The sequence below is a fragment of the Mucilaginibacter sp. P4_A11 genome (assembly GCF_056402535.1).
Map to the genome: position 1 here is coordinate 26,887 of NZ_JBFUHE010000013.1, position 19,949 is coordinate 46,835.

Here is a 19,949-nt window from a genome sequence, read left to right on the forward strand (position 1 = left end):
TATTTTAAAAACAAGACGTGGCTTTACCGTTTACTTTTTCAAATTCCTCGCTCTTAACTTACTCAAAAACTCGGGCGAAATACCCAGATAGGAAGCAATATAATGCTGCGGCACCCTTTGCGGAATACTGGGGTAGCGATTAATAAACTCCAGGTATTTTTCCATTGCCGTAGTGGAGATTGTTTTAAACAACCTTTTTTGAACCACGGTTAAATGCCTTTGCAACATGAGCCTGAACATGCGCTCCAGTTTGGGCACCTCGGTTAACAGGCGCTCTTTCGAATCGCGGGTGAGGATGAGCAGTTCGCAATCTTCCAGGGTTTCAATGTACATGGTGCAATGGCTTTGGTCCTGGAAACTGGCCAGGTCGCTTACCCACCAGTCTTCAACGGCAAATTGCAGGGTTACTTCCACGCCGTTTTCATCAATAATATATTCGCGGATACAGCCTTTGTTTACATAAGCTTCAAAGTTGCAGATATCGCCGGCGGCAAGCAGGCGGGTCTTTTTGGGTACTTTACGATATTCCAATATCTCGTTAAACAGCGCCGTTTCGTCTGTAGTTAAGTTAACCGATCGTGCCGCGTAATTATTGATATTTTGAAACATGGTTCAAATATAAGTCAGGCTATAGCCATACCAGCAAATATCGGACTGTAAATAATTTCATTTCTTGTTCCAGTTCAATGGATTTTCAGGATAGATAAGTCAATTTTACAGCACATAATTTTATTGATCAAATATGACCTATCTACCCAATCAAAACCGTTACCAGGATATGGAATACCGCCGTTGCGGTAACAGCGGTTTAAAGCTGCCTGCGGTGTCGCTTGGCCTGTGGCATAACTTCGGTGGTATCGACAGCCTGGAGAATGCCCGTAATATTTTACGTTTGGCCTTTGACAAAGGCATTACCCATTTCGATCTTGCCAACAACTACGGTCCACCGGCAGGATCAGCAGAAGAAACTTTCGGCCATATTTTTAAAGATGATTTCAAAAGCTACCGCGATGAATTGATCATTTCAAGCAAAGCCGGTTGGGGGATGTGGCCTGGCCCATATGGCGACTGGGGCTCAAAAAAATATTTGGTGGCCAGTCTGGATCAAAGCCTAAAACGTATGGGCCTTGAATATGTGGATATTTTCTATCATCACCGCCCGGATCCGGAAACTCCTATCGAAGAAACCATGGGCGCGTTGGACCTCATAGTACGCCAGGGCAAAGCTTTGTATGTTGGTATCTCAAGTTATAGCGCCTCTGAAACTGAAAAAGCGGTTGCCGTATTGAAAGAACTTGGTACACCATGCCTGATTCATCAGCCTAAATACTCTATGTTTGACAGGTGGGTTGAAGGCGGCTTGCTTGATGTGCTGGAAGATAAAGGTGTTGGCTGTATTCCGTTTTCTCCGTTGGCACAAGGGCTGTTAACCAATAAATACCTGAAAGGTATCCCCGAGGGTTCGCGGGCTGCAGCTCATCGTGGTAATGGCGCTATTGATGAAGATGCAATAACCGACCAAAACATAGCCAAAGCTGCAAAACTGAATGAACTTGCCTTACAGCGCGGTCAAAATCTGGCGCAGATGGCACTATCATGGATATTGAAAGATAAGCGTATTACTTCGGTATTGATAGGCGCGAGTAAACCTGAGCAGGTTACAGACTCTATCGGTTGTTTAGCCAATACTTCATTTACCGATGAAGAGCTGAAGCTGATCAATAGCATATTGGCATAAAATTAACTAATTGAATCATTATGATTAAAATAGAGGGGCGCCGCATTATATAGAATAATTGTGGCCTCCTTTAATTTAATAGGAATAAAATTATACCAATCCTCCCATCACACCTGCTAACTTATAAAAATGAACTCAAGCAGGGATTCTCTAATAAAAAAGCGGTTTTACTATCTGGCGGCACGGCTATGTTTAACAAGTTAGTGGGCCATGTAACAATATTTTGTAAATCAGGTCCGGTTCGATTTTAATTATTGTTTAAATGACAATTAAAAGTATTTTTTTGAAACCTTAGATAAGCGCGGTTGATACGTTATTTTTAACTCCCCTCAGTCTCAATTAATACCTTGCTCGTTTTCGGCATTTGAATGCTATTAAAACAATTTAGCATCATAGACGGATGATAACCAGAATAGTGCTGGAAAAATATTTTAATTGTTTTTTGAACAATTAAAATAAAATATTATACCTTAGATTTTAATTAAAGGAATCGCCTTGCTTTAATTAAGACCAATTACCAATTATATTGATTTGAACCATACAGGAACCGTTCTCCGGTTTTTGATAAAAGTAATTATAACAGGTTAAGGAATGTTGGATACCGAAATTAAGTACTTGCTTAATGATATTGCTCTAAACAGCAGCAGAGTTTCCTTTAAGAGGTTGTACTTGTTTTATCATGGCAAATTATTTAATCTGGCAAAGTCATTGGTAAAGCAGGATGAACTGGCCGAAGAGATCACCAACGATGTTTTCATGAACCTTTGGGCCCGCCGGGCTTCATTGGCCGAGATCAATAACTTTACCTGGTACTGCTATACATCAATAAAAAATAAGGCGCTTACCTGCTTGTCCAAAAATCAGCTCAAAAGCGTAAATATTGATGATGCGAATGTAGATGTTGCCGATTCAAGTGCAACCGGCGAAGATAAACTGGTTTGCGAGGATCTTACCAAACTGATCAATACTACATTAAGCAAACTCTCCGATCAATGCCGCCTTGTTTTTAAACTGGTAAAAGAGGACGGCTTAAAATATCGTGAAGTAGCCGATCTGCTCGATATCTCCATTAAAACTGTTGAATACCACATGGGCAATGCGCTGAAAACCCTCGCTCTCGGGCTAAAAGACACCTCAAAAACGTCGGGTACAGTTAACCCCGAAAAAATTTCAAAAAATATTTAATCTTCCCACTGGGGTATCCTGATTATTTACAGTCTTTATTTATAGAGCTGTAAATAATGATCAACAACATCTGGATACTTATTGGTAAAAAGTTAAATGGTGAAGCCTCGCCCGAGGAGTTACTTGAACTTGAGCAACTGTTGCAGCAACAGGGGGCAGCCGGTATGTACCCGATGGATGAGCTGGAGGAAATCTGGAAAAATGATCAGCAAACCGCCCAGGATGAAAAACTGCTGAGCAAATGGGATGCTTTTGAAGCCGAACTTGATGCCATTGAGGAAAAAGAAGCTGAAGAAGCTGTGCAGGTTATCGCTATCCAAACCAAAAAGAAAAAAGCCAGGATCATTAAATTAGGATCGTTATTAGCCGCCGCCTGTTTATTGCTGGGCGTGTTTTGGTTCACCCGCAAAGAAACCATTGTGGGGGACAAATCCAACGAGATAACTGCTCCTAAAAATGGCATCAGCAAAATCCAGCTTCCGGATGGTAGCCGCGTTTGGCTTAACATGGGGAGTAAGCTTACCTATAGCAATGATTTTGGTGCCGATCAAAGGAAGGTGTCTCTTGTAGGTGAAGCTTTTTTTGATGTGGTTAAAGATCCGCAGCGCCCTTTTGTTGTTACTACCCCAACCATCAGCATCAGAGTGTTGGGCACTAAATTCAATGTACGCTCATATAATAACGATAAAACATCCGAAGCAGCACTCATTCGTGGTAAAATTGAGCTTACTGTTTTAAGAAATCCTGAAAAAAAGATCATCCTTAACCCTTCAGAAAAACTTACGGTGATCAACAACCAGGAACCCCAGCTTAAAAGCAATATCCCAACAAACAGGGTGGCCGAAGAAACGCCGCTTATAGCATTGAGCCGTATCCACCAGGCCAAAAAGGATACGTTGCCATCAGAGGCGTTGTGGCTTGAAAATAAACTGGCTTTTGATGCCGAGGATTTTGAAAACATCGCTCAAAAGATGGAGCGCAGATATAACGTGAATATCGTTTTTGAAAATGAGGATGTAAAAAAGCTGCGTTTTACTGGAAAATTTCAAAAGGAATCGATTAGCAGGGCTTTATTGAGCCTGCAAAAAACGGCTGCATTCAATTATAAAATTGACACTAACCAAATTGTAATTTATTAATTATTAAACCTTTATTAAAAAGCCTATGCGTACATAAGTATCAAACCTTAAACCATAAAAAATGGAGAGATGTTCCCGCATCCCCCCATTATAATGTGGTACAAGTTAACTACCAGTCCTTCTATAAACCAAATAGTTAAATAACCTTAATGCTAAATTATGAAAAAAAATGCACACCGCATTAACCCATTGCGGCTGAACCAATTTTTGAAAGTACTTCTTATGTGTAAATTTATCCTTATCCTGGTCCTCGTCTCCTCGTTGCAGGCGTTTTCAAAAGGATATGGTCAGACAAAAATCAATGTGAACTTCCAGAATGTGTCCCTGAAGAAGGCGCTTAAGGAGATTGAAAAAAAGTCAGACTATCGCTTTTTGTACAATGACGACATGTTGCTTAAAAACGACGTGCAGGCCAGTTTAAATACAAAAGATGCATCCCTTGAAGAGGTGATGAAAACCGTACTTAGCAATACCAACCTAAGTTATTCGCTGAGCGATAATAACCTGGTTATCCTTACTGAAAAGGGAAAAGAATTTGCTGCCAATACAGTAACGGGTAAGGTAACTGATGAAACGGGTTTACCCATTCCCGGCGTAACCGTAAGGGTAAAAGGTACTGATGTGAGCACCCAAACAGATGTTCAGGGCCGTTATATGCTCAACGTACCCGATGCCAATGCTGCTAACGCGGTACTTGTATTTACTTTTATCGGCTATACCACCCAGGAGGTACCTGCAGGTGGCAATTCATCACTTAATATTCAATTAAAGGCGGCATCAAACTCATTAAATGAGGTAATTGTTGTGGGTTACGGCACGCAGAAAAAGGAAAACCTTACAGGTTCGGTTACCGTAGTAAACCTAAAAGATGCTACTAAACGTACGACTCCAGATGTTGCAAGAGCTTTGCAAGGCCAGGTAGCAGGTGTACAGGTAAACGGATCAGGTGTACCGGGCGAAGGTGTATCAATCCGCATTCGCGGTGTAAGCTCGTTAATTAATAACAACCCGCTTTATATCATTGACGGGGTGCCAACTATGGAACCATTTGATTTTCCGCCTTCAGATATTGAAAGCTTACAGGTGATCAAAGATGCATCGGCAGGTGCTATTTACGGTTTCCGCGGCGCTAATGGTGTAATTATCATCACTACTAAAAAAGGCAAAAGCGGGGCTATGAAAATTAACTATAACGGTTATGCAGGCTTCCAGAAAAATCCTAAAACTTTATCAGTTACAGATAGGGTAGGTTATCAGCAAATTGCAAACGCTGCCGAAACCAATGCGGGTTTATCATTGGCGCCGGGCAATGACCCTTCATCAAGCAAATTTATCAGCAATGTAAATACCGACTGGCAAAAATCAGGTTTTCAGACAGGGCATACCCAAAGCCATGACCTTGGCTTATCGGGCGGTAACGAAAACATGAGCTACAATGTTGCTTTAGATTACTTTAACCAAACAGGTACAACCGTATCCGGCCCGTCATATACCCGTTATAACCTGAGCGGTAATATCCAGGGTAAAAAAGGTATCGTATCGTTCGGTACCAAGTTTGCCTACACCGAAGGCGACTATAATAACCTTGCTTACCCGCATTTACACGGAACAGGCAACCAGATAGTTGACCTCGTTACAGCTATCCCAACCATGCCTATTTACGATCCTAACCGGGTTGGGGGCTACGGTGGTGTTGACCAGAATACGCAAAGGGCTATCTCCCTCAATATTATTGGCGTAAATAATTTATTGAACAGCACTGGGCAGCGCAACCGTATGCTGGCCTCGGCCTGGATGGAGGTAGAAATTATTAAAAACCTGAAATACCGTCTTAGTGCAAGCTATGACCGTAACGATTTCAAGAACACCTATTTCGACCCGATTTATGACCTGGGCTGGTTCTATCCAAATACAACCGCCTATTACAGCGACGCACGTGGTAATTACTATACCGCCCTTGTTGAAAATACACTGAGTTATAAATTCAATATCAAAAAACATAACGTAGAGTTACTGGCAGGTACGGCTTATCAAAAAGATAAAAATGATAACCTTACAGGCATTGCCTACAATTTGCCGCAGCCATACCTGTTTGCGTTTGACAATGTAAGCAACACTGCCGATAAAACAGTATTTGGTAATAGTAATGAGCGTAAATTTTACTCACCAATATTCGGTCGTGTAAACTATAACTATGATGACCGTTACCTGTTAACTGCAAACTATCGCCGTGACGGCACATCGCAGCTGCCTGCTTATAACCATTTTGGTAATTTTGCCGGTGTATCTGTAGGCTGGAATATCAACAAAGAGAAATTCCTGCATCTTCCCGAGACTATTAGTCAATTAAAATTAAAAGCGGGCTATGGTACATTGGGTAACGTGAACGCGCTTGCTTTTTATCCATACCAGGCTGTAGTAAATGCAAATGCCAGTTATGTATTTGGGAATGCCCTGGCACCGGGCGCAACCCAAACACAGGTATTTGACCAAACCAACAAATGGGAGCAAAAACGTACTACCAATATTGGTTTGGATTTAAGCCTGTTTCATGACCAGTTGAGCTTTTCGTCAGAATATTATGTGAACAAAATTATAGGCATCTTACTGCCGGTGCCAATCCCGGTTTCGGTAGGCGCAATTAATACGCCGTTGGTAAATGCTGCTTCGTTTACCAATAAAGGTATCGAGTTTACGGTAACCTATCGCAGCAGGGACACCGGTCCGTTTAATTATACCATCAGTGCAAATGCTTCAACCGTTAAAAATAAAGTATTATCGCTGGGTAACGGCGGTAACCCAATTTACGGAGCATACAGTAAAACAGCTGTAGGCGGCGAAGTTGGAGAACTATACGCTTTTAAAACAGAAGGTATTTTTAAAAATGCCGCCGATGTTGCAGCTCACGCCACCCAAACAGGTGCGGCCCCGGGCGATGTTAAGTTTGTTGATACCAATAAAGATGGTATTATCAATGATGCCGACCGTGTTTACTTAGGATCAGCCATTCCCAAATTGTATTATGGTTTTAACTTCAGCGCAAGCTACAAAAGTCTTGATGCCTCGATATTTATTCAGGGTAACTATGGCAGCAAAATAGCCAATGGTGTTTATCAGTCTTTGATGACCGGTCAGTATACCAATGCAAGCACCGATGAGCTGAATTACTGGACACCAAGCAATACTAACACCAATGTGCCTCGCCCAATCATCGGCGATCCTAATGCCAATAACCGCAACTCCGACAGGTTTATTCAAAGCGGCTCGTATGCCCGCTTACAAACTGCGCAGCTGGGTTACACTTTACCAACAGGTTTGTTAAACCGCACACATGTATTCAGAAGTGTAAGGATCTATCTGTCGGGTCAAAATCTGTACACCATTACTAAATACAAAGGCTTCGACCCGGATTTTATTAATGACGGTACAATTAACCGCGGTTTTGATTATGGCTCGTTCCCTAACCCGCGCACTTTATTAGTTGGCTTACAGGTAGGGCTTTAAAAATTGATTAACGATTTAACATTATTTATAATGAAAACGATATATACAAAGGCGGTATTTACACTATTGTTGGTAGCTGTATTTGCCATGGGGTGTAAAAAAGGCGATTTAACCACGGTAAACCCTAATGCACAAACCACCCAAACATTTTGGCAAAATGCCAGCGACGCTGTAAAAGGAATAAACGCAGTATACGGCAGCTTAATTATTGATGGTTCATACATGCGCTTTTCGCCAATAGTTGAAAACACAAGGGGCGATGACGCTACAAGCTATAGCCCCTGGGACCAGATTTACAACATGGGTAAGTTTAACATGCAAAGCACCGGTGATGGTGTGTTGTTTTCATGGACTGCCTATTATCAAGGTATTTTACGGGCAAACGAGGTGCTGAAATATGTACCCGATATTAATATGGATGCGGAGCTAAAGAAACGTGTATTAGGGCAGGCTTATTTTTTACGTGGCTTGTATTATTTTCACCTGGCCGATTTTTATAAAAACGTGCCTATGCCATTGGCACCAGCTGCTTCAAGTGCCGATTATTTCCAAAAGCAACAACCGCAGGATGTAGTTTGGGCACAGGTGATCAGGGATTTTAAAGCAGCCGAAGGTATGCTGCCGGCTACTTACAGCGGTTTATCGCCCGATGGGCAAATTGGCAGGGCTACAAAAGGCGCTGCGGCAGCATATTTGGGCAAAACATACTTGTTCACTAAAAAATATACTGAGGCGGCAGCTGAGTTTAAATCAGTAATTGATATGGGGACCTATAACCTGGTGCCTAATTATTACGATAACTTTTTTGCGAATAACGAGAACAACTCAGAATCAATTTTTGAGGTTCAGTTTTCAAGGGATGCCGGAGGTACAGATCTGGGCTGGGGCGGTGATCCCTCATCAGGATGGGGGCGTACATCATCTCGTGCTATCACTTTTGGTGCGGCAAGTTTCGGTTTTACCGATGTGCAGCCGACACCGGCATTATACAACGAGTATCTGCAGGAAAAAACTACCACTGGTGGTGTCGATCCTCGTTTGGATGTAACCATGTATTACAACAAACCAGGCGAGAAATTATATAACCAGGATTTTGCCACTCGTTACGCCGGTAGCTCATCATTGAATGCCCTGTTTTGCCATAAGTATGAAAATGGCGACAGCGGCCAGACCGATGAGTACGACTGGAGATCGGGTATTAATGAAAGGTTGATGCGATATGCCGATGTATTGCTGATGTATGCTGAATGCTTGAATGAACTGGGCCAAACAAATGACGCTTATCAATACATCCAGAAGGTACGTAGCCGGGTTGGTTTGCCAAACCTGGCCACAGTAAAGCCGGGCCTGAGCCAGGCAGATATGCGTGAGCAGATAGGCCATGAGCGTTTCCTGGAGTTTTCGCTGGAAGGTCATAGGTTTGATGATATCCGCCGCTGGGGCTGGTTACAGGATGCAACCAAACTCGCCTGGTTAAAGGCCCGCGACCCGGAATTTAATACCTATACAGTAGGTAAAGAGTATTTACCAATACCGCTTACCGAGGTGCAAACCAACGTCGGGTTGGTGCAGAACGCGGGGTATTAACATTAACAGTTTTAATTCCCCTCTTTAGAGGGGGTGCGGAGGGTAAAGGTGATGGTAGGGGTGTGTTATGCGTGCGATTATTAAAGCAGAAACACACCCCTCCACCCCTCTCAAGAGGGGAATCGCACAGTCCTGCGCTTTTCGCAAGGGTTAGTTAATAAATAAACAAATAAAGAAAATCTCTTCTGTCAGGGGAGATATAGAGGGGGCTTATGAAAGCGAAAAATCTATACTTAATAGCAGCACTGGCAACAGCAATGTTTTCCTGTTCAAAAAAGGAAACGCCAACGCCAACCAAAACGGATACTACTACCACCACACCGGTGACAACAGCGTTTGATATCAACAGTATCAGTGATACTTATGCTGATATCGCTGCATTTACCTACTATCCTAAATGGACAGTATATAATGTGCATGACCCGTCTATAAAAAAGTTTGGTGATTATTATTATTGTTATAGTACCGATGTGGCTTTTGGTACCGATGTAAGGTCGGGCCTGCAAATTCGCCGGTCGAAGGATTTGGTGCAGTGGGAGTATGTGGGCTGGGTATTCTCTTCATTGCCTGCGCAGGGCTCTGCCTATATTACCGGCAAGGGCGGTGCGCCTTACAATGCTTTATGGGCACCCTATGTAATGAAGGTAGGTTCGGAATACAGGTTGTATTATTCATTGTCATCGGCAGTAGCCCGGTTAAGTGTTATTGGAATGGCGACAGCTTCGGCTCCTGATGGTCCCTGGACTGAGAAAGGCATTGTAGTAACATCGGCCAATGATGCCAGTATCCAAACCAATGCCATCGACCCAACTGTAATTACCACAACCACCGGCGAACAGTATATGTATTATGGCTCGGCCTGGGATGGGATCTATATCCTGAAGCTTGACCCTTCAACTGGCCTCGCTGTATCTCCCGGCGATAAAGGCAAACGTATTGCCAACCGCGGTTTTACCGGAGGCAAATACAATGGCAACATAGAGGGTGCTGAGGTGATCTATAACCCCGATCTTAAAAAGTATTTCCTGTTTATCAGTTATGATTGGCTGCAAACCAAGTACAACGTAAGGGTAGGGCGGGCTGATAGCCCAACCGGGCCGTTTTATGATTATAACGGGCATGATGTCAATACTGATGAAGATCACGGGCCGATGATCCTGGCACCGTACCAGTTTACCAACCAAAGCGGCTGGCAGGGTACAGGCCATTGCGCAGTGTTTGACAACGGCAGCGGGCAGTATTTTATGGCGCATCAGGGTAGGCCGGGTATCAACTCCTTCTTTATGGACCTCCACGTTCGCAAAATATCATGGACACCTGATGGTTGGCCTGTAGTATCGCCTGAAAGATATGCCAATGTTGCCCAAACAACTATAGCATCAACTGATGTTGCCGGAACCTACGAAAAGATCACGCTGAATTATCATGTTGTACCGGGATATGGTACTGAGCAAACCAATCCGGATTTCCAGGTGTCAACAACCTTTAAACTGGATGCTACAGGTACTATTGACGGTAATGCAGCCGATAAATGGACATTCACCGCTCCTTGGCTTGAGCTTAAATACAGTAGCGGTGACACTTATAAACTAAAAGTTGAGCGTGAGCGCGACTGGGAAAATAAAATAACATCAACCCTGATATTTACCGGGTTAGATAACCATGGCACTGCCATTTGGGGAAAGAGAAAACAATAGGTTTGTTTTTATATAGGTTGGTAGCCCCTCGGTTTAATTACTGAGGGGCTTTTTTGATGTTTTTATTTCAGCAGTACATTCAATTTTTCGGTAAGTTGGTCGGGATAAACATTATCCTCAATAATCTTTCCTTGTTTATCTATCAGGAAATTATGAGGTATGGAGTTGATGTTATACAGTATAGCAACCTCGTTTTGCTGACCTTTCAGATCAGATAGTTGCGGCCAGGTTAGGCCATCATCTTTAATGGTTTTTAGCCACGTTTGCCTGTTAACATCGGTTGATACACTGATGATCTCAAAGTCCTTACCTTTAAATTTATTATAGAGTTTCACCAATTGCGGATTCATAGCGCGGCAGGGCCCGCACCATGATGATGAAAACTCCAGCAAAATATATTTACCTCTAAAGGCAGATAGCTTTACAGGCTTTCCCTGCTGATTTACCTGTTCAAAATCCGGCGCTATTTGCCCAATTTTTATTTGATTGTAGCTTTTGTTCAATTGTTGTACAAGGTGACCGTATTTTGAATTTTGAAGTTCCGGGTCAAATTGTTTTAGCAATCCGTTGGCTTCTTCTGTAGAAAGAGTTTTATCAATTTTGTTGTAATAAAGCAGAATTATACCTGCGTATGAATGCTGGTTCGATTGAATAAAAGTCGTCATCGTGGTTTTCTTTACCTCAGCAACACTATCCAGGCGGCGTTTAATACTATCCTGGTTGTGATAAGGGAAACTAATAACAATCTCGTTCCGTTTATCTTCAATAGGGCCGGTTATTTCGTGCAGTTTGATTAGGCTATCCCATAAAGCCGAGCCTGAAACGGTCATGCCTTTGCGATGTGCCGTGTCCCCGGTAATTTTAATGTCGTGTTTATCGCTCCAAAAGCTAATCAAAAGATCATTGGCCATGCCACCCATATCCTTTACCCTGCCGATCGCAAGCGCGTCTGGCTCACCTGTATATTTAAAATAAAGGTGACCATTTTGAACTATACATGAGTCCAGTCCCACTACGCTGGGACCGTTTAAATAATATTTATCATGATCCTTTAAGCCTTTTATCTCAACAGATATAGTAATAGGGGCTTGTTTTTTGTGTTGGGCGTTTAAATTAAGTACCGTAAATAGGCTAAACAGTAGCAGCAGGAAGGTTTTCATAATTCAGGTTCAGGTAAATAACAGGTTAAGTAATGCAAAACTAAGGCAATGCTTTAACCAAACAATGGACCTAATAATTAATTAGATGGATAATACGCTCATGTTGTATATGGTATTATTGAATTATGCTGGATTTGTAGTTTTAAAAAATAATCCATTGTTTTTCTGCTACTTATTCGTAAATTGGAATTACCAAATTAACCTGAGTATTTATGAAAAGTGTAAAGCATATCCTGGCTCGCAAGGGGAGCAATGTTACTGCCGTACCTGCCGAAACTACTGTGTTTAATGTGTTGAAGTTGATGGCCGATAAAAATATCGGTTCGGTAGTAGTGACCGAAAACGGCAAATATGTGGGCCTGATGACCGAGAGGGATTACTCCCGTAAAATTATCCTGATGGGCAAGCACTCCGACGAAACCACTGCCGGCGAGATCATAAGTACCAACTTCCCGAGGATCACTCCCGAATCATCGGTTGATGAATGTATGCTGATCATGAGCGAAAACAATATCAGGTATTTACCGGTGTTTGATGTGGCAGATCAGCTATGTGGTATCATTTCTATGAGTGATGTGGTATACGAAACCCTCCACTCACAAAGGGAGACCATTGAGCAGTTGCACAGCTATATCCAGTCAACATAAATTATAGTTGGGCTCATTTTACCAGGCTTCGTTAAACTTTACCCAGTAAATATCATCCCAGCCGTTGCCGGGGCTGTTCAACAGTGCCTGTAGTTGTTGATATGTTTTGGTTTGGCCGTTGCTCAACTGGCTATTAATGCGATTACTGGTAAAGATCAGGTATTTTTTATCGGCAGTTACAAAAGGGCAGTAGTCAAGTGCTGTACTGTTAATAGGTGCAGGCAGATGTTTGGCTGGCAACCATTTGCCTGTTTTATCTTTATGACTTATGTACAGATCACCATGCCCCAGGTCATCGGCGCGGCCGTAACAGCTAAACATAATGAACTGCTCATCGGGGTCAATAAAAGCGTTAAACTCATCGTATTTGGTATTCACGTCTTCGGGCAGGCTTTCGGGTTTGCTGTAGCCAGTTACTGTTGGTTTACAAACTACAATATCCTCACTTCCTTTGCCATAATCGGCCTCTACGGTAAAATAGAGGTTGCCGCTTTTAGCCACACTGGGATAATACTCATTTTTGGAAGAGTTAACTTCCGGCCCGAGATTTTCGGGTTGATCCCAATTGCCATTCCTGGTACGTTTAACCCGCCATATATCGAAATTTTTTTTGACGATGGAATCGCTCAGAGGCCTGTCTGATGAAAAATAAATGGTTTGTCCATCTGGCGAAAAGCTTGCTTCCAGATCACGGTAGCGGCCCGAAAAGGGAGCAACTTCGGGCTTGCCCCACTTGCCGTTTTTCTTTTGGATGTGTAAAATGGTGCTGGTTACAAAACGAGGCTGCTGAAGTGTAAAAAAGATCTCATCACCCTGTGGGGATACAGTAAAATCGCGGTTGCTCAGGCCATCTGTAAGAATGCATTCGGAAAACAGGCGTGGCGTATCCGCTGGCAGAGATGCATCTGGATAGCTTACCTGCGCGAGGCTCCTGCCAACTATCAGTATAAAAACACAAAGTGAAATTAATTTCCGATACATCATGATTATCAAATTTATGCCGTAGAAATTACTGGCTTATCACCCCAACCGGGGGATATTGGGTTTGGCTTAAGTAAAATACAGTTTATTATTTATGTTTGTTAACCAGATCCAATTTATGAAGGTTTTTATTGTAGCTATCGGCGCGTTTATATTGTGTGTATTCCCGGCAAAAAAACAACAAACATTTGATGCCTTTTGCAAAGATTTTGTAGCAGGGTATAATGAACTGCGCTTACCGCAGCTGGAGTTAAGCTATGTAAGCGGATTGGAACATATCGGTAGCGCCGCAGATGTTCAAAAGCAATTGGACTTTTTTACAAAAGTAAAGGCTGGTTTAGCTGCTTTTAAGGCAGATCAGCTCACCGGGTCAGAAAAAGTAGATTATCAGTTGATCAGCTATGAAACTGGCCTCAACATGGAACGGATTGCCCTTGAGCAGGATTGGTTGGCGCACAAGCCTGCTACTATTCCAACAAACGGCATCATCAATATCCCTAACGGAAAAGCCTGGTATGCTTATCTCCTAAAGCGGTGGACAAGCGCCAAGGCCACGCCCGACGAGATCTACCAATTTGGATTAACAGAAGTAAGCCGGGTTCAAAAGCATATCGAAGCAATTCGTCTACAAACCGGTTTAAACGATGACGACTTTTATAAACACCTCAATGATCCTTCCTTTTTTATCAGTGATCCGAAAGTGGTGCAGCAATCGTTCGAAAACACCAAAGCGGTCATTTATGCTAACCTGCCCAAGCTGTTTAACAATACTAATATAGCACCGCTAAAAATTGTAAAGGGTGAAAGCAGGCAGCTTGCTCAAACACCCGGTTATTATGACAGCAACGTGTTTTACTACAATCTATTTGATAAACCCTATAATAAGCGGCAGGTTGACTGGCTTTTTATCCACGAAGGCGTGCCGGGACACCATTACCAAGCCAGTACCGAGGCTCAAACCAAAACATCGGCAGTACAGCAGCTTTTTTATTACATGGGCTTTGCTGAAGGCTGGGGGGCTTATACTGAAGAGTTAGGCAAACAACTTGGGGTATACAAAACGCCATATGATGAGCTGGGCAAGTGGGAGTGGGATATTGTGCGCTCTGTTCGCGTACCGCTGGATGTGGCGCTGAATTATTATGGCTGGACAGATGAACAGGCACTGGCCTTCTGGAAAAAGAATATCCGTGGGCAGGATGATATAGCCATGCGCGAGATAGCCCGAATCCGTCGCTGGCCGGCACAGGTAGTAACCTACAAATATGGCGCACTGCAAATACTACACTGGAAAGAGGAGCTACTGCAAAAGCAAGGTGCCCAGTTTAATATCAGGGATTTTCATTCACGCATACTTGATCACGGTTCGCTGCCATTGTTTATGGTAAAGGAAAATGTGTTTAAAAAAGATTAAAATCCTTTCATTAGGCCAGGCAATTTATAGGTTGCACCAGAGGTGCAAAAGGTTTGTAGAATTAAAACGGTAATAGATTTTAGCATGCCAGAGGTACGCCACTCCTTAGCCGGATAACGTTACTCTAAAATCCTTTGTTCAGCAGCTCCTGGTAGCAATCAATATACTGGCCCACGTGAATGCCATCAATCAACGCATGGTTTACATGAATGGATAAGGGCATGGTGCGCTTACCATGATGTTCAGTCATTTTACCAAACGAGATCTTGGGGCAGCTATCCACAAATGAAAACATGCGCGCATGTGACAACGAGGTAAAGTTGATCCAAGGCAGTGAAGAATAGCGGATCACGTTGTTTAAAGCCTTACGCTCAAGCAGGTTGTTGCTTTGTACCCGTTCAATTTCTTTAGTGGCTTCGCTGTTAAAATCCTCAAACGAAGGATAAAACGCCCATTCGCCAAAACCAAACGTGCCATTAGCCCGCGGAACGGTTGAGCTGGCATCGATCCGGTCATAAATAAAAACCTCGTCGCCTTCCATGCGGTATTTGAATGGCTCAATGATTTGCGAGGCGGCTAACGACTGGTACATGGTATAAAGGAAAAATGAGATCCCGTTATCCTTAACAAACTTATAAGCCGCGGTTACATCAATATTTACGTTTAAGCCGTAATAAGGCTCCTCAAACTGTTTGAAAAAGTTGTAATGCTCTTTCCTGATCCAGTTTTCAATATCTACTTTTTGTTTCATAGTTTTTACTGATGCAATATTAGGGATATTAATAGTATTAAGTCGTAAGTTAGAAGTACTAAGCCTTAGTCCAAAGCTTGTTTTTTGACTTAAGACTTACGGCTACAGATTATATTTAGCTTAATTTCGAAACAAACTAATCAGCCTCAAAATGTCTGCAATAAATAATTCCCAATATCAAAAAGCCGAAGTTTTTAAAGCGTTGCATGAACGCGATGGTTTGTTCATCATCCCTAATCCATGGGATGCCGGTTCGGCTAAAATTTTAACGGGATTGGGTTTTGAAGCTTTTACCACCACAAGCGCCGGGTTGGCCTATGTGCTTGGCCGGCCGGACGGGCATGCAATGATCAGTAGAGAGGAAACGCTTGATAACGCGCTGGCCATTATCAACGCCACACATTTACCAGTAGCTGCCGATTTGGAGAATGGTTTTGGTGATACCCCTGAAGCATGTGCCGAAACTATTTTAGCAGCGGCAGGAGTAGGCTTGGTGGGTGGTTCAATAGAAGATGCTACAGGTAATGATCAAGATCCTATTTATAACTTCGACCTGTCGGTGACACGGGTAAAAGCGGCAGTTGAAGCAGCGCGCAGCCTGCCTTTTCATTTTACACTAACTGCCAGGGCAGAGAATATGATCCACGGGAAAATAGACCTGCAGGATACCATCAAACGGCTTGTTGCTTATGCTGAGGCGGGAGCTGATGTACTTTTTGCACCCGGTCTTAAAACAAGGGAACAAATAAGCGAAGTGGTAAAAGCTGTCGCGCCAAAACCCGTAAATATTGTGCTTGGCGCGGCGGGTTTCGATATCAGTTTTAATGAACTTGCAGATTTGGGCGTAAAAAGGGTAAGTCTTGGTTCGGCATTGGCGAGGGCGGCTTTAGGTGCTTTTCAGCGGGCCGCTATTGAGTTAAGCAAGGGCAGTTATAATTTTGTGGATGAAGCTGTGCCTTATCTGGAATTAAATAAAATTTTTGGAAAATAATTCAATCTCTTTTCTATCGCTAACCATGCTGGTTTTTGAACTGTTTCTGCTTTTGGTCACTGCCATAACCCGGTAATATTCAGTAGGTAAAGCCTGTTCGGATTGATATATCAAAATACCAAATGGTATATATTTATATCTTTGCGCCGATTTTAATAAAACCATCATGTTAAACAGAGTAGTTATAACAGGTCTGGGCGCATTGACACCGCTTGGAAATAATGTAAAAATTTATTGGCAAAACTTAGTTGCCGGTAAAAGCGGGGCGGCCACCATCACCCGTTTTGATGCATCCTTGTTCCGTACGCAATTTGCCTGCGAGCTGAAAGATTTCAATATCACAGATCATCTGGATAGAGCCGAATTAAAACGTACCGATACATTTACGCAGTACGCACTTGTAGCAGCGGATGAAGCTATTAAAGATTCGGGTTTTGATTTTAGCAAAATGGATCCGTTTGATGTTGGCGTTATCTGGGGCAGCGGACAAGGTGGTATGGAAACTTTTGAAGAACAGGTAACCGAATATGCTAAAGGTAACGGCCAGCCAAGGTTCAGCCCTTTCTTTGTGCCTAAGTTTATTTCTAATATGGCATCTGGTATGATCTCTATCCGCAATGGTTTTATGGGGATAAATTATACCACGGTTTCGGCCTGTGCAACATCCAACACCGCTATTATGGATGCCTTTAACTACATCCGTTTAGGTAAAGCTAAGATCATCGTAACAGGTGGTTCTGAAGCGCCTATTACGCCTGCTTCTATCGGTGGTTTCAGTTCAATGAAAGCGATGTCGGCCCGCAATAATGATCCGCAGCATGCTTCAAGGCCATTTGATATAGATAGGGATGGTTTTGTAATGGGCGAAGGCGCGGGTGCTCTGATCTTAGAAGATTACGAACACGCTGTTAGCCGCGGCGCACATATTTATGCCGAAGTAACCGGAGCATCTATGACCGCCGATGCTTACCATATGACTGCAACCCATCCTGAAGGATTAGGTGCTGCCCGCGCTATGCAGCAGGCCCTGAATGAATCGGGATTAAACATTGAAGATGTTGACTACCTGAACATGCATGCCACCTCAACCCCGGTTGGTGATCTTTCAGAGATCAACGCGTTATTGGCTGTTAGCAAAAATAAAGAGATCAATACCATTATAGGTTCAACCAAATCAATGACCGGTCACCTGCTCGGTGCTGCCGGTGCTATTGAAGCAATTGCAGCTATAAAATCGATAGGAGATCAGGTGATCCCACCAACTATCAATACCACAACGCTGGATCCTGCAATTCCTGGTAATTTAAAGTTTGTATTGAAAGATGCCATCGACCATAAAGTGAAAGTAGCCATGAGCAATACTTTCGGCTTCGGTGGGCATAATGGCATTGTAGTATTTAAGGCTATATAAAGCAATTGAAGACTTACGAAGTTTCAAAAACTTCGTAAGTCTGAATTTTATAGACTATCTAAGGCAACAGTTTCCAGGTTTTAAGTTCGCCTTTTATCACTACCATAATTTTGTTGGTTACCATTTTATTCAGGATAACTTTTGCACCTATCCACAATAAGCTTTTGGTAAGCCAGCCCAAATCTGCTACATTGAGCATAATGGTTTGGATCCGATTTTTCATGCCGTCACTAAACCGGTCGATATCCTGTTCTTTAATGGTAGGCCAGTTATTGCCCGAACTGAATTTAATATCGGGGAATTTGATGTCTTCTTCAAACACGGGGATGATCTGGTAACTATCGTTTTGGGTTGATTTAAATTTGGCTTTATCGGCATTGGCATAACCATCTTTAAAAATAGCGTTGGTTGTAAGTGCCTTGGCTGGTACGGTAAAGTAGTCGCGCAAAAAGATCTTGCAGTTATGGCGGCCCAAAAAGAAATCGTGCACCCTGAACTCTTTATTTAAAAAGCCGCTGAACCCGCTCAAGGCACCACATGCTATGGCTTGTTCGCCGGTAAGATCGGTGGATTTACCATCTGGCGTATCTACCCTTCGTGATGGTGTGATCAGGTACTGACCTGCACAATCTGCATCCATGGCATCTTTAATATTAACCGCTTTTGAGCGCATTTGCGATAACATGGATGACAGTGTTAAGCCTATCACGTTTGACACAGCCCTTGATTGTGAAATTGGTTTGGGTGCCTGGGTAGGGAAGGGCTCAATCATCAGCACGGTTGAAACAAACTTGTTATAATTGTTGTAATCCACATCCGGCTGACCGGTAAGATCATCCAAAACACTCCTTACTTTATCAAAAGGCTCGTTATTGATCATGCCGCCGTCAACATTCAGGGTTTGATAGCCGCCGTCAGCAATAGGGCTATTGGTTAAATAATGGCTTAGCCAGGGGTTATTGTTAACATATTGAGCGTCACGTTTAACTATGCGGGATTGCAGGCCAACCGGAAATGCACCGGTAGCCATAGCGGCGTCAGCGGCTATATCGGTATTAACTTTATTTTTCAGGTCGAGCGGCATCCAGCCGTTGTTATGCCCGGCGATGGCATTTTCAGTAAGTTCAAAACATGCATAGTCATTATGGATACGCATATTATATTTGGTAGGCACCGGCGATGAAGAGTTGAACGGAACATTGTAAGCGTAGCCCTGCAGGTTGGTTAACGTCGTGAAAATCTTCAAGCCCGGTTTGATATATGCAGGTAAGGGTTGCCATTGTTTTGGATCGGCAGCAACTACCCGTTTGGCAACATCATTAATAAAATCTGAGTTAAGGGCCGATATTACACCTGAATTTTTAATATCGCTGGTATCCAGCATTTTTGTGAACATATCTGCCTGGATAAGATCTACCCACGAATGGTAGAGTTTATTTTCGGGATGCTCGGCTAAAATATCTCCCGATGGCTTATCGAGATGGGTTATAGGATTGTTAAGAGAGGAAGCTGCCATGATACTTGTCATACCGCCTGCAGATGCACCGCCCATTACCGGGATCTGCACCTTGTGAGATGGTACACCAGGCTCATTGCGGCGTTTGTCCCACTCGGTTAATGCCTGAAGCAGGTAATCAAGAACACCTGCGGTATAAGCACCGGCAGATACGGCACCGGCCATACAAAGTCCTACATAAAATACTTGCTCATCTGAAGTTTTATCTGCTGCCATAGGGTAGATTTT

General features: G+C 43.0%; 15 protein-coding genes. 10 read left to right on the plus strand and 5 right to left on the minus strand.

Annotation, left to right across the window (positions count from 1 at the left end):
* Positions 1-30: 30 nt before the first annotated feature.
* Positions 31-609, minus strand: a complete 579-nt coding sequence (locus AC1DUD_RS22520) for a Crp/Fnr family transcriptional regulator (RefSeq protein ID WP_477378556.1) — start codon at positions 607-609, stop codon at positions 31-33.
* Positions 610-742: 133 nt separating this feature from the next.
* Here AC1DUD_RS22520 and mgrA point away from each other — a divergent pair, with 133 nt between their 5' ends.
* The 6 genes from mgrA (at position 743) to AC1DUD_RS22550 (ending at position 10,850) form a co-directional block, all read left to right on the plus strand.
* Entirely contained in the window at positions 743-1,738 is a 996-nt protein-coding gene (gene mgrA / locus AC1DUD_RS22525) for an L-glyceraldehyde 3-phosphate reductase (protein ID WP_477378558.1), read from the plus strand.
* A 591-nt stretch (positions 1,739-2,329) separates the two neighbouring features.
* A complete protein-coding gene (locus tag AC1DUD_RS22530) occupies positions 2,330-2,923 on the plus strand; it encodes an RNA polymerase sigma-70 factor (protein WP_477378560.1) in 594 nt (197 codons plus the stop codon).
* A 56-nt stretch (positions 2,924-2,979) separates the two neighbouring features.
* Positions 2,980-4,062: a FecR family protein gene (locus AC1DUD_RS22535; RefSeq protein ID WP_477378562.1), complete on the plus strand. Its 1,083-nt coding sequence runs from the start codon at positions 2,980-2,982 to the stop codon at positions 4,060-4,062.
* Between the two features lie 159 nt (positions 4,063-4,221).
* Positions 4,222-7,566, plus strand: coding sequence for a TonB-dependent receptor (locus AC1DUD_RS22540; RefSeq protein WP_477378564.1), 3,345 nt, complete (start codon positions 4,222-4,224; stop codon positions 7,564-7,566).
* 30 nt (positions 7,567-7,596) lie between these two features.
* Complete coding sequence (locus AC1DUD_RS22545) at positions 7,597-9,153, plus strand: RagB/SusD family nutrient uptake outer membrane protein (RefSeq protein ID WP_477378566.1); 1,557 nt, start codon at positions 7,597-7,599, stop codon at positions 9,151-9,153.
* Between the two features lie 212 nt (positions 9,154-9,365).
* Positions 9,366-10,850 (plus strand): family 43 glycosylhydrolase, encoded by a 1,485-nt coding sequence (locus tag AC1DUD_RS22550; protein WP_477378568.1) that lies wholly within the window; start codon positions 9,366-9,368, stop codon positions 10,848-10,850.
* Between the two features lie 62 nt (positions 10,851-10,912).
* Here the strand turns inward: AC1DUD_RS22550 and AC1DUD_RS22555 are convergent, their stop codons facing one another.
* Positions 10,913-12,010: a redoxin domain-containing protein gene (locus tag AC1DUD_RS22555; RefSeq protein WP_477378570.1), complete on the minus strand. Its 1,098-nt coding sequence runs from the start codon at positions 12,008-12,010 to the stop codon at positions 10,913-10,915.
* A gap of 212 nt (positions 12,011-12,222) precedes the next feature.
* Between AC1DUD_RS22555 and AC1DUD_RS22560 the strand changes: the two genes are divergently transcribed.
* Complete coding sequence (locus AC1DUD_RS22560; RefSeq protein ID WP_477378572.1) at positions 12,223-12,657, plus strand: CBS domain-containing protein; 435 nt, start codon at positions 12,223-12,225, stop codon at positions 12,655-12,657.
* A gap of 18 nt (positions 12,658-12,675) precedes the next feature.
* Here the strand turns inward: AC1DUD_RS22560 and AC1DUD_RS22565 are convergent, their stop codons facing one another.
* Positions 12,676-13,641, minus strand: a complete 966-nt coding sequence (locus AC1DUD_RS22565; protein ID WP_477378574.1) for a TolB family protein — start codon at positions 13,639-13,641, stop codon at positions 12,676-12,678.
* A gap of 115 nt (positions 13,642-13,756) precedes the next feature.
* On the opposite strand from AC1DUD_RS22565, the gene AC1DUD_RS22570 reads away from it, so the two are divergent.
* Positions 13,757-15,052: a DUF885 domain-containing protein gene (locus tag AC1DUD_RS22570; RefSeq protein WP_477378576.1), complete on the plus strand. Its 1,296-nt coding sequence runs from the start codon at positions 13,757-13,759 to the stop codon at positions 15,050-15,052.
* Between the two features lie 124 nt (positions 15,053-15,176).
* On the opposite strand, the gene AC1DUD_RS22575 is transcribed toward AC1DUD_RS22570, so the two are convergent.
* Entirely contained in the window at positions 15,177-15,803 is a 627-nt protein-coding gene (locus AC1DUD_RS22575) for a CatA-like O-acetyltransferase (protein WP_477378578.1), read from the minus strand.
* Positions 15,804-15,954: 151 nt separating this feature from the next.
* Here AC1DUD_RS22575 and AC1DUD_RS22580 point away from each other — a divergent pair, with 151 nt between their 5' ends.
* Positions 15,955-16,794, plus strand: coding sequence for an isocitrate lyase/PEP mutase family protein (locus tag AC1DUD_RS22580; protein WP_477378580.1), 840 nt, complete (start codon positions 15,955-15,957; stop codon positions 16,792-16,794).
* Positions 16,795-16,960: 166 nt separating this feature from the next.
* Positions 16,961-18,205 (plus strand): beta-ketoacyl-ACP synthase II, encoded by a 1,245-nt coding sequence (gene fabF / locus AC1DUD_RS22585; protein WP_477378582.1) that lies wholly within the window; start codon positions 16,961-16,963, stop codon positions 18,203-18,205.
* A 58-nt stretch (positions 18,206-18,263) separates the two neighbouring features.
* Here the strand turns inward: fabF and AC1DUD_RS22590 are convergent, their stop codons facing one another.
* Positions 18,264-19,937 (minus strand): patatin-like phospholipase family protein, encoded by a 1,674-nt coding sequence (locus tag AC1DUD_RS22590; protein WP_477378584.1) that lies wholly within the window; start codon positions 19,935-19,937, stop codon positions 18,264-18,266.
* Positions 19,938-19,949 lie beyond the last annotated feature (12 nt).